11 protein-coding genes are annotated in these 13,859 nt (G+C 68.8%); 9 read left to right on the top strand and 2 right to left on the bottom strand.

The annotated features are described in order from the left end of the window. Positions 1-4 precede the first annotated feature (4 nt). The 4 genes from PGB34_RS20155 (at position 5) to PGB34_RS20140 (ending at position 5,595) form a co-directional block, all read left to right on the top strand. A complete protein-coding gene (locus PGB34_RS20155; protein WP_271429904.1) occupies positions 5-907 on the top strand; it encodes an ABC transporter permease in 903 nt (300 codons plus the stop codon). After that, on the top strand, positions 904-1,704 hold the full coding sequence (locus PGB34_RS20150) for an ABC transporter ATP-binding protein (protein ID WP_271429903.1): 801 nt from the start codon (positions 904-906) through the stop codon (positions 1,702-1,704). The genes PGB34_RS20155 and PGB34_RS20150 overlap by 4 nt, the downstream gene beginning before the upstream one ends. Further along, positions 1,701-3,242, top strand: a complete 1,542-nt coding sequence (locus tag PGB34_RS20145; protein ID WP_271429902.1) for an amidohydrolase family protein — start codon at positions 1,701-1,703, stop codon at positions 3,240-3,242. Before PGB34_RS20150 ends, PGB34_RS20145 begins: the two co-directional genes overlap by 4 nt. 160 nt (positions 3,243-3,402) lie before the next feature. Next, positions 3,403-5,595 carry a malate synthase G gene (locus tag PGB34_RS20140; RefSeq protein WP_271429901.1) on the top strand — a complete coding sequence of 731 codons (2,193 nt, stop codon included), beginning with the start codon at positions 3,403-3,405 and terminating at the stop codon, positions 5,593-5,595. 75 nt (positions 5,596-5,670) lie between these two features. On the opposite strand, the gene PGB34_RS20135 is transcribed toward PGB34_RS20140, so the two are convergent. Further along, on the bottom strand, positions 5,671-6,087 hold the full coding sequence (locus tag PGB34_RS20135) for a surface-adhesin E family protein (protein ID WP_271429900.1): 417 nt from the start codon (positions 6,085-6,087) through the stop codon (positions 5,671-5,673). Between the two features lie 110 nt (positions 6,088-6,197). Between PGB34_RS20135 and PGB34_RS20130 the strand changes: the two genes are divergently transcribed. Beyond that, on the top strand, positions 6,198-6,458 hold the full coding sequence (locus tag PGB34_RS20130; RefSeq protein WP_271429899.1) for a cysteine-rich CWC family protein: 261 nt from the start codon (positions 6,198-6,200) through the stop codon (positions 6,456-6,458). Positions 6,459-6,468: 10 nt separating this feature from the next. Here the strand turns inward: PGB34_RS20130 and PGB34_RS20125 are convergent, their stop codons facing one another. Further along, the gene (locus tag PGB34_RS20125; RefSeq protein WP_271429898.1) at positions 6,469-7,764 is read right to left on the bottom strand and encodes a zinc-binding metallopeptidase family protein; all 1,296 of its coding nucleotides are present in this window, start codon (positions 7,762-7,764) and stop codon (positions 6,469-6,471) included. Positions 7,765-7,894: 130 nt separating this feature from the next. Here PGB34_RS20125 and PGB34_RS20120 point away from each other — a divergent pair, with 130 nt between their 5' ends. The 4 genes from PGB34_RS20120 (at position 7,895) to PGB34_RS20105 (ending at position 13,816) form a co-directional block, all read left to right on the top strand. Next, the gene (locus PGB34_RS20120; protein WP_271429897.1) at positions 7,895-9,394 is read left to right on the top strand and encodes a DHA2 family efflux MFS transporter permease subunit; all 1,500 of its coding nucleotides are present in this window, start codon (positions 7,895-7,897) and stop codon (positions 9,392-9,394) included. A 112-nt stretch (positions 9,395-9,506) separates the two neighbouring features. Next, entirely contained in the window at positions 9,507-10,649 is a 1,143-nt protein-coding gene (locus PGB34_RS20115; protein WP_271429896.1) for an ABC transporter substrate-binding protein, read from the top strand. Between the two features lie 63 nt (positions 10,650-10,712). Then, the gene (locus PGB34_RS20110) at positions 10,713-11,486 is read left to right on the top strand and encodes a class II glutamine amidotransferase (RefSeq protein WP_271429895.1); all 774 of its coding nucleotides are present in this window, start codon (positions 10,713-10,715) and stop codon (positions 11,484-11,486) included. 131 nt (positions 11,487-11,617) lie between these two features. Further along, positions 11,618-13,816, top strand: a complete 2,199-nt coding sequence (locus tag PGB34_RS20105; RefSeq protein WP_271429894.1) for a TonB-dependent receptor — start codon at positions 11,618-11,620, stop codon at positions 13,814-13,816. Positions 13,817-13,859 lie beyond the last annotated feature (43 nt).

Genomic DNA, 13,859 nt, shown 5'->3' with positions numbered 1-13,859 from the left:
GCGCATGAGCACCAAGGCTGTCACCCCCGCGGCCCCGCCCCGCGCCGACAGGCCGGCGCGGGCCGGCTGGCTCACACCGACCTGGCAGCGCAGGCTTCATTCGGCCGCCTGGTCGTTCGCGTCCATCGGCATCATCATCGGCCTGTGGGAATGGGCTGCATGGATGGGCTGGGCCGATCCGCTGCCGGCGCCGCACGTGTTTCTCGGCGCATGGCACCAGCAACTGCATTTTTTCGATCGCGCCAATACCATCGGCTCCAGCGGCGAAGGCGGAAGCTGGCTCGGCGTCATGAGCGTGGTGCTGTGGACGTCCATGCGCGTGCTGCTGGGCCTGACTCTGGGCTTCGTGCTGAGCCTGGCCACGGGCATCGCCATCCGCTACTGGTCGCTGTTCGGCAAGCTCGCGCTACCGGCCGTGACGATGTTCGCGCCCATTTCGCCCGTCGCATGGCTGCCTGTGGCGGTATTCCTGTTTGGCATCGGCGACAGGCCGGCGATCTTCATGGTGTTCGTGGCCATCTTCTTCGTGATGGTGATCGCCACGCTGGCCCAGATCGACGAGGTGCCTGCCCCCTACATCCACATCGCCCGCATCCTGGGCGCGAGCAAGCGGCAGATCTACACCAGCGTGATCCTTCCGGCCATCCTGCCGGGCCTGTTTGTGACGCTGCGCATCAACCTGTTCGCGGCATGGATGGTGGTGCTCATTGCCGAGGCCGCGGGTGTCGGCAGCGGGCTGGGGCAGATCGTCATGATGGCGCGCAACACCTTCAATGCGAGTCTGGTCTTCTTCACGATGACCCTGATCGGCCTGTCGGGTTTCCTGTTCGATCAGGCCCTGGGCTGGATACAGCGGCGGATGCTGTGGTGGCTGGACGCGCGAAAGGTGGGAGGAAGAAACGCATGAACACGCAATACGCACCGGCCATCGAATGCCGCGGCATCGGCAAGACCTGGAACGAAGCCGAGGCGCCTTTCGTGGCGCTGCAGTACGTCAGCTTCGAAGTGAAGTCAGGCGAGTTCGTGGTGCTGCTGGGCCCTTCGGGCTGCGGCAAGAGCACGCTGCTTTACATGCTCGCGGGCCTGGAACGGGCCACGCGCGGCGCCCTGCTCAGCGATGGCGTCCCCATCACCGGCCCCAGCCCCGAGCGCGGTATGATCTTCCAGGAGGCAGCGCTGTTCCCCTGGCTCGACATCCGCGACAACGTGGCCTACGGGCTCGCGCTGCAGGGCGTTCCCAGAGCGCAGCGGGAACGCCGGGCGATGGAGCTGCTGGCCCGCGTCGGCCTGAACGGCTTTGAACTCAAGCGGCCCTCGCAGCTGTCGGGCGGGATGCGCCAGCGTGCCGCGATGGCGCGCGCCCTGGCGCTACAGCCCAAGGTTCTGATGATGGACGAACCCTTTGCTGCGCTGGACATCCAGACCCGCGCGAAGATGCAGGCCTATCTGCTGCAGCTGTGGCGCGAAAGCGGCGCTTCGGTGCTGCTGGTGACGCACTCGATCGAGGAGGCCATCGGACTGGCCGACCGCATCGTGGTCTTCACTGCCCGCCCCGGGCGGATCAAGGAGATCGTGCCCGTCGATCTGCCCCGGCCGCGCAACCCGCGCGACGAGGCTTTCCATGCGCTGCACGACCGGCTGGCCGAGTTGCTGGCCGACGAGGTGGACCGCGCCTTCGCCGAGCAAGAGGCACTGGCCCGATGAGCGCCGCGGACCACACGCACAGCGGGCCCGCCGGCTCGCTGCTGATCAGGGGTGCGCGCGTTCTGAGCCTGGACAAGCGCGACCGTGAATGGCCCTGCGCGGACATCCTGGTGAGCGGAGGCAGGATCCAGGCGATCGGCCCGAACCTGCAGGCGCCCGCCGAGGCCCAGTGCCTGGACGCGCACGGCATGCTCGCCATGCCTGGGCTGATCAACGCGCACTTCCATTCGCCCGGCAACTTCATGCGCGGGCAGCTCGACGGGTTGCCGCTGGAGCTGTTCATGCTCTACGAAGTGCCGCCGCTGGCCCAAAGCGGCGACAGCCAGCGCATGGCCTATCTGCGCACGATGATGGGCGCGCTTGAAATGCTCGAGCGCGGCATCACCGCGGTGCACGATGACGCCTACCATGTGCCGCTGGCGACGCCGCAGGGCATCGATGCCGTCATGCAGGCCTACGCGGATGCCGGCATCCGCGCCACTGTCGCGATCGATCAGCCCAATGTGGTCGAGTACGACAAGTTCCCCTATCTGCGCGAGCTGCTGCCGGCCGACGTACGCGCCGAAATGGAGGCCGCGCCGCTGCAGGGCATGGACGAGCTTTTGACGCTGTACAGCCACCTCATCGACCGATGGCACGGCTGCGCCCGTGGCCGGCTGTCGGCGGCGGTGTCCTGCTCGGCACCGCAGCGCGTCACGCGGCCCTACCTGCAGGCGCTGAGCGAGCTCAGCCGCAGCCACGACCTCCCCTACAACCTGCACGTGCTCGAAACCAAGCTGCAGCGGGCCACGGGGCTGGAGCGCTTCGGCCAGTCGCTGTTGCGCTACATCCATGAGGCCGGCGTGCTCGACGAGCGCTGCGAAATCATCCACGCCGTGTGGATCGATGACGACGACCTGCGCCTGCTGGCCGACAGCGGCGCCGTGGTCGCACACAACCCCGTGTGCAACCTGCGCCTGGGCAGCGGTGTCATGCCCTGGCGCGCGCTGCACGACGCAGGCGTTCCCATCGCCATTGGCACTGACGAACTGTGCACCGACGACACGGCCAACCTGTGGGTCGCGGGCAAGATGGCGGGGCTGATCCACAACCTCAGCCACGCCGACCCAGCGCACTGGCCGCGCCATGCCGAGGTCCTGCGCGCGCTGACGGCCGGTGGCGCACGCGCGCTCCGGCGCGAAGGCGAACTGGGCCAGCTCGCGCCCGGGGCACTGGCCGACATCGTGCTGCTCGATCTGGACCGATGGTCGTTCACGCCCTGCAACGACCTGCGGCGCCAGTTGGTCTACAGCGAGGATGGCAGCTCGGTCAGGCATGTGGTGGTCAATGGCGAGCTGGTGGTGCGCGATGGCGCCCATGTCTCGATCGACGTGGCTGCGATCCGCGAGGAGATTCGCACGCTCACGCCAGTCATGCACAGCCAGTGGGCCAGCAGCCATGCGGCTGCATCGCGGCTGTGGCCCTATTACCAGCGGATGCTGGCGCAGGCGCATGCATTGCCCAGCGGACTGACCCGTCGCGTGATCGCAGCTGACTGAGCGTCAGCAACGCGGGGGCTGTGCGGCCAGATTGCCAACGTTTTTGTCACGAATCAGTGGCCGATCCTGCGGTTAATCTTTTGGCAAGTATCAAATACAGTGGAGCTTCAGCGGGCCCGGCGGCCCGCGCCCACCCTTTGCCTTTTCTTCGCACATCACCATGACCGCACGCACCACGACCCAGCGCCTCCAGGTGGCCACCGAGCTGTACCGCTTCATCGAAGACAAGGTGCTGCCTTCGGTCGGCCTGCAGAGCGAAAGCTTCTGGAAGGGCTTCGACGCCATCGTCCATGAGCTGGCGCCCAAGAACGCCGCCCTGCTGGCCGAGCGCGACCGCATCCAGCTGGAGATGGACGCCTGGCACAAGGCCAACCCCGGCCCCATCGCCGACATGCCGGCCTATCGCGCCTTCCTTGAAAAGATCGGCTACCTGCTGCCGCAGCCCCAGGGCGTGAAGGCGACGACGGCCAACGTGGACGCCGAACTCGCGCTGCAGGCCGGCCCGCAGTTGGTGGTGCCCATCCTCAATGCCCGCTACGCCCTGAACGCGGCCAATGCGCGCTGGGGCTCGCTGTACGACGCACTCTACGGCACCGACGCGATCTCCGAAGAAGGCGGCGCCGACAAGGGCAAGGGCTACAACCCCGTGCGCGGCGCCAAGGTGATTGCCTTCGCCCGCGAGGTGCTGGACCAGGCCGCGCCGCTGGAAAACGGCTCGCACAAGGAAGCGACCGGCTACAGCGTCAAGGACGGCCAACTGGTCATCGCGCTGCACAGCAGCAGCACGCGCCTGAAGGACGCTTCGGCCTTCGTGGGCTACCAGGGCGACGCGGCGGCCCCCTCCTCGGTGCTGCTCAAGCACAACGGCATCCACCTCGACATCCAGATCGACCGCAGCACGCCCATCGGCAAGACCGATGCGGCCGGCGTGAGCGACGTGGTGCTCGAAGCCGCGCTGTCCACCATCCTGGACCTGGAAGACTCGGTGGCCGTGGTGGACGCCGAAGACAAGGTGCTCGCGTACAGCAACTGGCTGGGCATTCAGCTGGGCACGCTGACCGAGGAAGTGGCCAAGGGCGGCAAGAGCTTCACGCGCCGCCTCAATGCCGACCGCGTCTACACCGCGCCCAATGGCAGCGGCGAAGTGAAGCTGCACGGCCGCTCGCTGATGTTCGTGCGCAATGTGGGCCACCTGATGACCAACCCCGCCATCCTGTGGGGCGAAGGCAAGGAGATCCCCGAAGGCATCATGGACGCGGTGATCACCACCGCCATCGCGATGGCCGACCTGCAGGGCAAGGGCGCCAACGGTCTGCGCAACTCGCGCACCGGCAGCATCTACATCGTCAAGCCCAAGATGCACGGCCCGGCCGAGGTGGCCTTCGCCAACGAGCTGTTCGGCCGCGTCGAACAGCTGCTGGGCCTGGCGGCCAACACCGTCAAGCTGGGCATCATGGACGAGGAGCGCCGCACCAGCGTGAACCTGCAGGCCTGCATTGCCGCCGCGCCGGCGCGCGTGGCCTTCATCAACACCGGCTTCCTGGACCGCACCGGCGACGAGATGCACACCGCCATGCAGGGCGGCCCCATGCTGCGCAAGGGCGACATCAAGGGCACGAAGTGGATCGCCGCCTATGAGCGCAACAACGTGCTCACGGGCCTCAATTGCGGCCTGCGCGGCAAGGCGCAGATCGGCAAGGGCATGTGGGCCATGCCCGACCTGATGGCCGACATGCTCAAGCAGAAGATCGGCCATCCCAAGGCCGGTGCCAACACGGCCTGGGTGCCCTCGCCCACGGCCGCCACCCTGCACGCGCTGCACTACCACCAGGTCAACGTGGCCGACGTGCAGAAGGAGCTGGAAAAGGCGGATGCCGAAAGCCAGCGCGACGCCATCCTGAACGACCTGCTGCAGGTGCCGATCACGGCCACGCCGAACTGGAGCGACGCCGAGAAGCAGCAGGAGCTGGACAACAACGTGCAGGGCATCCTGGGCTACGTGGTGCGCTGGATCGACCAGGGCGTGGGCTGCTCGAAGGTGCCCGACATCCACGACGTGGGCCTGATGGAAGACCGCGCGACGCTGCGCATCAGCAGCCAGCACATCGCCAACTGGCTGCTGCATGGCGTCGTCACCAAGGAACAGGTCAACGCCACCTTCGAGCGCATGGCCGCCGTGGTGGACGCGCAGAACGAAGGCGACGCGCTATACCGCAAGATGGCCGGCAACTTCGCCACCAGCGCCGCCTACCAGGCCGCACAGGACCTGGTGTTCAAGGGCGTGGAACAGCCCAGCGGCTACACCGAGCCGCTGCTGCACGCCTGGCGGCTGAAGGTGAAGGCAGCGGGCTGATTGGCCTTCCTGCGGCGGCCCCCGCCATCACGACAACGGCGCCGCGAGGCGCCGTTGTTGCTTGCGTGCCCAGCCTCAGCTGGCCGGGCAGGCCGCGCGGATGATGCGTTCGGTGGGGTTGGGTTCGACGTCCTTGAACAGCATGGGCGGGCGCGGCTCGTCGTAGCCAGCTTCCTGCACCGGGCCTACCCACAGCGGCTGCAGGTACATGCGCAGGTTCAGGTATTCGCCGCGCCGCTCCTCGCAACGGATGCGCACCTGGGCGGTGTAGGAGCGATAGGGCACGCCCTCCCAGTTGCGGCGCGTGCGCGAGCGGTTGACGCGGATGTCCAAAGTGCGCGCCTGGGCGCTTCGCTCCACGGCGATGGGGTTGACCTGCACGGTGTCGACCTCGGGCCGCGCAGGGTCGCCGCTGAGGGTGAGCCACTCGCCCTGGGCCCATGCAGGCGAGCCGGCCAGCATCCACGCGCACAACAAATACACCCGTTTCATCTCGTTGCCACTCCAGCGAACCGGCAATTCTAGAAAACGGGGCCTGTGTCTTTTGATGTACAGCAGGTCTTGCGCGCAGCGCATTGGCTCGCAGACGCACAATCGGCGCCATGTCTGCCCCCACCGCCACACCGACTGTCGATCCGCAGCGTTGCCCTCTGTGCGGCAGCGACAACCAATGCGGCGTGCAGGCGGCGCGCGATGCGCAGGCCGCCACAGGCGATGGCGGCGTGCTGTGCTGGTGCATGACGGTGTCGGTGCCCGAAGCGCTGCGCGAGCGCCTGCCCACCCAGGCGCGCGGGCGAAGCTGCATCTGCCCGGGCTGCGTGGCCGCGGCCCATCGCGAAGCGGCTTCGGCTCCGCAACCCTGATTCGCGGCGCTCAGGCCGCGGCAGCGACGGCCTCGCCGGAAGGCCCCTGCTGCTGCGGCGCCGCCGCCTCCACATCCGGCGCCGCTGCGGTCCCCCCGCGCTGCGCAGCCACCAGTTGGTGGATGAACTGCAGCTTGCCCACGGCTGCGTGCGGAAGCACAAAGGGGTAGTAGTCGGGCTGGCCCATGCTGCGCGACAGCTCGTTGAGCACGCTGGTCAGCCGCACCCAGCCGTTGAGGAAGTCCAGGAAGGCCGGCGCGCCTTCATGCTCGGGCTGCCACAGGTCCTTGAGCTCGAACAGGTCGCGGCTGAGTTCCACGTTCGCGGCATTCACGCCGAAGCTCAGCGCCGTGTCCACCGTGTCGGCCATGTGCAGGTAATGGGCCCAGGTCTCGGCCCAGTCTTCCCAGGGATGGGTGCTGGCATAGCTGGTCACGAAGCGCAGGGCCCAGTCGGGCGGCGGGCCGTTGTCGTAGTGCGTCTGCAGGGCCACGCCGTAGTCCTGCGTCTCGTCGCCGAAGAGCGCGCGAAAGCCTTCCTGCCAGGGCGTGCCGGGGATGAGCAGGTCCCAGTAGTAGTGGCCGATCTCGTGCCGGAAGTGGCCCAGCAGGGTGCGGTAGGGCTCGCGCATTTCGGCGCGGATGCGCTCGCGCACCGCGTCCTCGGCCTCTTCGGCATTGAGCGTGATCACGCCGCTCTGGTGCCCCGTCATCACGTGCGACTGGCCCGGCATGCTCGAGAGAAAGTCGAAGCTCATGCCATGCACGGGGTCGGTGAAGCGGGTGTGCACGGGCAGGCCCAGCGCCAGCAGTTGCGACAGCAGCCGGCGCTTGGCGCTTTCGAGCTTGCGCCAGAGTTCGTCGTTGCCCGGCACCGAGAGATCGGGGATGGTGCGCGTGGTGCTGCAGGCCAGGCACAGGCCTTCGCCCAGATCGTCCGCATGGTCGCCCGTGCCGCCCTGCCCCTGCGGCAGGGGCACCATCCAGTTGCAGCCGGCGGCGCTTTCGAAGTTGGCGCAGCGGCGCCAGGCCGGGCCCTGCGGGTCGTCGTGCACGGCCCAGGTGTCGGGCTCGGCACCCGGGGTCAGCGGCACCACGCCCAGGCGCTCGATCACGTAGCCCAGCGCCGTGCCGCAGGCCAGGCAGCGGCTGTTGCGCAGGTAGACCGGGCGGCCGCACTGGCATTCGTAGGCCCGGCTCACGCTGGGCGCCGATTGCGGATCGGCCAGCGGCGCGGGCGCCGGGGCGGCAGCCGGCGCATCGGCCGCAGGGGGTTCCAGGGTTGATGCCGAAGGCGAGGCGTTCATGCGCGGGGTGTCTTTGTGCGAAGGTTCCTGGGCCGGCTGCCGCCGCTGGGCGGTGTGGCGGGCCATTGTGTGCATGGCCCCGGGGCAGCCGCCGCGCCACAAGCCCGATATGCTCGTAGGACAGCCGCCGATGATGAACAGCAACAGCACGCCCGCCCCGTTTCCGTCCCCGCCCCTGTCGATGCGCGAAAAGCACGGCCCCCGCTACCGCTGGCTGCTGCTGGTGTCGGTCATGGTGGGGGTGATGGCGTCGATCATGTCCTCCACCATCGTCAACGTGGCGATCCCGGACATGAGCCACCACTTCCAGCTCGGGCAGGAGCGCGCGCAGTGGGTCAGCTCGGGCTTCATGGTGGCGATGACGGTGTCGATGCTCACCACGCCCTGGCTGCTGGCCCGCTTCGGCTACCGCAGCACCTACATGGGCACGATGCTCGCGCTGCTGGCCGGCGGCCTGATGGGCGGCCTGGCGCAGCACTACCCGCTGGTGCTGGCCGCGCGCGTGATCGAAGGCCTGGCCGCGGGCGTGGTGCAGCCCATTCCGGCCATCATCATCCTGCGCGCCTTCCAGCCCCACGAGCAGGGCCGTGCCAGCGGCATCTTCGGCATGGGCGTGGTGCTGGCGCCGGCCATCGGCCCCAGCGTGGGCGGCCTGCTGGTGGACTGGTTCGGCTGGCGCTCGATCTTCTTCATGGTCGTGCCCTTCTGCCTGGCCTCGCTGTGGCTGGCCTGGAAGTTCGTTCCCACCACGGCGCCGGGCGGCGTGGCCGCCGGCCGCGGCAGCCAGCTGGACTGGCGCGGCATGCTGATCGCCACGGCGGGCACCCTGTGCCTGCTCAACGGCCTGGTGGAGCTGCGCGGCAGCACGCCCTGGCACGGCGCGCTGCTGATGGCGCTGGCCGCAGGCGCGCTGGCCCTGTTCGTGGCCTGGCAGCGCCGGCTGGCCGCGCGCGGCGGGCAGCCGCTGATGGCCATGGCGCTGTTCCGCTTTCGCGCCTTCGCGATGGGCTGCGTGGTGGCCTTCATCTATGGCACCGCGCTGTTCGGCTCCACCTACCTGCTGCCGGTGTACATGCAGGTGGCGCTGCACCTGTCGGCCTCGCACGTGGGCACCATCATGCTGCCGGCAGGCATCGTGCTGGCCTTCACCATCGCGGGCGTGGGCCGGCTGGCCGACCGGCAGCCCACGCGCCGGCTGGTGAGCATCGGCCTGGCGCTGCTGGCGGCCTCGTTCGCGCTGATGCTGCTGCTGGGGCTGGACGCCTCGCTGTGGTGGCTGGCGGGCTTCGTGATGATCGGCCGGCTGGGCCTGGGCTTCATCCTTCCCTCGCTGAACCTGGGCGCCATGCGGCCGCTGGACAGGCCGCTGATCCCCCAGGGCGCCAGCGCCATCAGCTTCCTGCGCCAGCTCGGCGGTGCGGCGGGCGTGAGCCTGTGCGCCGTGGTGCTCGAATGGCGGCTGGCCGCGCATGGCGATTCGCTGAGCACGATGGCCAGCAGCCCGGCCCGGCTGGCGGCCTTCAACGAGGTCTTCCTCGTGCTGGCCGGCCTGTGCCTGCTGGCCCTGTGCGCCGCCTGGCAGCTGCGCGACAAGGCGGCCCCCGCCGCGGCAAGCCCTGCCGTGCGCTGACCCCTCAAGGCGGCGCCCGCCTTGCGGGGAAACACTGAGTGTGAATTAGTTCATATAAGTTTCCAATTGTTTCTCAATCGGCCCAGCAGGCCTCAATAGAACGAGAGACAGCATGGAACGAAGGAGTTTCCTGGCGGCGGGCGCCGTCGCCGGCGGCGCCGCCCTGGGCGGCAGCCGTGCGTGGGCGCAGGCCGGTGGCGCGCCCGACACCGACATCGTGCTCGGCCAGACCGGCATCCTCAATGGCCCGCTGGGCGCCCCGATCCGCGTGGTGCTGGCCGGCGCGCAACTGGCCTTTGACGCCGTCAATGCCCAGGGCGGCGTGGCCGGCCGGCGCGTGCGCATGGTCTCGCTGGACGACGACCTGTCGCCCGAAAAGGCCGTGGCCAACTACAACACGCTGCTGAGCCAGCACCACGCCTTCGCCTTCTTCTGCTGCGTGGGCTCCGGCACGACGGCAGCCGCGGCTTCGCTGCTGGCGCAAAGCGGCGCGCCCATGGTGGCGGGCTATGCGGTGTCGGACTCGGCCCGCGCCAAGGCGGGCGGCGCCGCCTACTTCGTGCGTGCCACCTTCGCGCGCGAGGCGCAGGCGCTGGTGCAGCACCTGAACACCATCGGCGTGACGCGCATCGCCATCGCGGCGCTGGACAACCCCGGCGGCGCCGAAGTGATCCAGCTCGGCGAGGCGGCACTGGCCGCGCAGCAGCTCAAGCCGGCGGCAGCCGTGTCGGTGAAGGGCGACGCCTCCAACGCCGCCGCCGCGGGCAAGGCGCTGGCCGAGAGCAAGGCGCAGGCCGTGATCATGTACCTGGGCGGCACGGTGGGCGGCGAAGTGATGAAGGGCGCGGCCGCCGCGGGCGGGCAGAGCCAGATGTTCTACGGCATGTCCATCGTGCCGGGCGACCTGACGGCCAAGCTGGTGGGCAAGCAGACCAGCGGGCTGGCCATCTCGCAGGTGGTGCCCTATCCCTGGAGCGAAGCCGATGCGCAGACCCGCGAGTACCGCCAGCTCGCCGAGCGCTCGCAGGTGCCCGTGGGCTACCTGAGCTTCGAAGGCTATGTGAACGCGCTGGTGATGGTCGAGGCCCTGCGCCGCGTGGGCCGTGAACTCACGCGACCCAGGCTGCATGCCGTGCTCAAGACCCTGAAGCTGCGCGTGGCGGGCATGGAGGTGGACTTCACGGGCAACGCCAACACCGGCTCGCGCTTCATCGAGCTGGTGCGCGTGACGCCGGAGGGGCGCTTCCTGCGCTGAAGGCCCCAGGCCGCGCGCGCCCGTGGGGCTCGCGGCGGCGCACATGCGTGTCTAATCGGCCCCATGTGCCAATTGCTAGGGATGAACTGCAACACCCCGACTGACGTGCAGTTCAGCTTCACCGGTTTTGCCCAGCGCGGCGGCCGCACCGACCACCACGCCGACGGCTGGGGCATCGCCTTCTTCGAGGACCGCGGACTGCGCCACTTCGTGGACCACGCGCCGGCCTGCGATTCGCCGGTGGCGCAGCTGATCCGCAGCTACCCGATCAAGAGCCGCAACGTCATCGCCCACATCCGCAAGGCCACGCAAGGCCAGGTCAACCTGCAGAACTGCCACCCCTTCGTGCGCGAGCTGTGGGGCCGCTACTGGGTGTTCGCGCACAACGGCGACCTCAAGGACTTCCATCCGCGGCTGCACGGCCATTTCCGGCCGGTGGGCAACACCGACAGCGAACGCGCCTTCTGCTGGCTGATGCAGGAGCTGGTCAAGTCGCATGCCGACGTGCCCAGCGTCGACGAGCTGACGCTCACGCTGCGCGAGCTGGCCCCCCGCATCGCGCGCCACGGCACCTTCAACTTCATGCTCAGCAATGGCCAGGCCCTGTGGGCGCATGCCTCCACGCACCTGTGGTCGGTCGAGCGCCAGCACCCCTTCGCCGAAGCCCGGCTGGCCGACGAAGACCTCTCCATCGACTTTGCGCAGCACACCACCCCGCAGGACCGCGTGGCGGTGGTCGTCACCTCGCCGCTGACCACCAACGAGACCTGGACGCCCTTCGCCCCCGGCGAATTGCGCGTGTTCCGCGACGGCCGGCAGATCCTGGCGGCGACCTAGGCGCGCCTCCCGGGGCGATGCCAAATTGTGGCCAGGGCGCCGCAATCGGCTGACCTTTGCAACAAAAGCATGAGCCGCAGCGCCCCGCAGTGGAACAATAACGGTTCTCATTCTCTCTGCCGGCCCTGCGCATGCCTTTTTCCGCCCCCCTCCGCCCCCTGAGCCTCGCCCTGCTGCTGGCCCTGCCGACCCTGGCCGCCCAGGCCCAGACCACCACCGCCACCGCCGAGGCCGGCACGCTGAACACGGTCACCGTCGAAGCCAGCGCCGACGCCAGTGCCGAAGGCCTGGCCAAGCCCTTTGCCGGCGGCCAGGTGGCGCGCGGCGGGCGCGTGGGCATCCTGGGCACGCAGGACGTGATGGAAACGCCCTTCTCCAGCACCAGCTACACCAACGAACTGATCCAGGACCAGCAGGCCCGCAGCGTGGCTGACGTGCTGCTCAACGATCCCTCGGTGCGGCAGGCGCGCGGCTTCGGCAATTTCCAGGAGCTGTATGTGGTGCGCGGCTTCCCCGTGTACTCGGACGACGTGGCCTACAACGGCCTGTACGGCATGCTGCCGCGCCAGTACATCGCTTCTGAATTCTTCGAGCGCGTCGAAGTCTTCCGTGGCGCCAACAGCTTCCTCAACGGCGCCGCGCCCTTTGGCAGCGGCATCGGCGGCGCGATCAACCTGTTGCCCAAGCGCGCGCCCAACGAGCCGCTCACGCGCATTGGCGCCGGCATTCAAAGCGGCGGCCAGGCCTATGTGAATGCCGACCTGGCGCGCCGCTTCGGGCCCGACCAGAGCACGGGCATCCGCATCAATGCCGTGCGCCGCGACGGCGGCACGGGTGTGGGCGACGAGGCGCAGGCACTCAGCGCGCTGGGCGTGGGCTTCGACTGGCGCAGCCGCAGCGTGCGGCTGTCGGCCGACATGGGCTACCAGGACTACGAGCTGCGCGAAGGCCGCCCCAGCGTGACGCCGTCGGCCACGCTGCCCATTCCACGCGCGCCGGGCTCCAGGACCCACTACGCCCAGCCCTGGACCTATTCGCAGGAGACCGACAAGTTCGCCACCGTGCGCGGCGAGGTCGACATCACCGACAACATCATGGCCTGGGCCGCGGGCGGCATCCGCCGCAGCACCGAAGACAACGTGCTGTCCAACCCCACGCTCAACAACGCCTTCGGCGGCACCAGCAATACCCGCTTTTCCAACACGCGCGAAGACAAGGTGAGCACGGGCGAGATCGGCGTGCGCGCGCGCTTTGCCACCGGCCCGGTGAGCCACAGCATGGTGGCCTCGGCCGCCACCTTCAGCAATGACCGCGACAACGCCTACGCCATCTCTGCCGGCAGCGTGCGCAACAACATCTACCAGCCCTACGACTCCTTCTACCCCGTGGCCAACGGCGCCTTCGTGGGCAACCAGCTCAGCGACCCGCGGCTGACCGACAGGATCAAGACCTCCAGCGTGGCCATTGCCGACACCCTGGGCTTCTTCGACGAGCGGCTGCTGGTGACGCTGGGCGCGCGGCGCCAGACCATCGACCAGAAAAACTACGCCTACAACACGGGTGCGCTCAACAGCAGCTACGACAAGAGCCGCACCACGCCCGTGGCCGGCGTGGTGTTCCGCGCCACGCCGCAGCTGTCGGTGTACGCGAGCTACATCGAGGCGCTGGTCAAGGGCAACGTGGCGCCCACCACGGCCAACAACCTGCCCGTGACCAACGGCGGCGAAATCTTCGCGCCCTACCGCTCCAGGCAGAAGGAAGTGGGCCTGAAGTGGGACGGCGGCAGCTTCGGCGCCAGCGCGGCCTTCTTCACCACCGCGCAGCCGCAGTTCTATGTGCTCAACCAGACCTACGGCGAGAACGGCGAACAGCGCAACCGCGGGCTGGAACTGTCGGTTTATGGCGAACCGCTCAAGGGCCTGCGCCTGCTGGGTGGCCTGACGCTGCTGGACGCGCAGCAGCGCCGCACCCAGGGCGGCCTCACCGATGGCCGCGACGTCATCGGCGTGCCCAGCCAACAGCTGAACATCGGCGCCGACTGGGACGTGCCCGGCGTGCGCGGCCTGGCCCTCAACGCGCGCCTGCTGCACACGGCCAAGCAGTACGCCAACGCCGCCAACACGCTGGAAGTGCCGGCCTGGACGCGCTTCGACCTGGGCGCGCGCTACCTGATGGACATCGGCAACGGCCGCGTGCTGACCCTGCGCGCCCGCATCGACAACCTGTTCGACAAGAACTACTGGGCCTCCGTGGGCGGCACGCAGGGCTCCAACTACCTGATGATGGGCAGCCCGCGCACCTTCTCGCTCAGTGGCAGCGTCGACTTCTGAAGCACGACGCGCCAGAACGAACAAGGCCGGGTCATGCCCGGCC

Source organism: Xenophilus arseniciresistens (assembly GCF_028023875.1).
GTDB lineage: Bacteria > Pseudomonadota > Gammaproteobacteria > Burkholderiales > Burkholderiaceae_C > Xenophilus > Xenophilus arseniciresistens.
The sequence above is the reverse complement of the archived record's forward strand: the minus strand, read 5'-3'. Positions and strand labels throughout refer to the sequence as shown.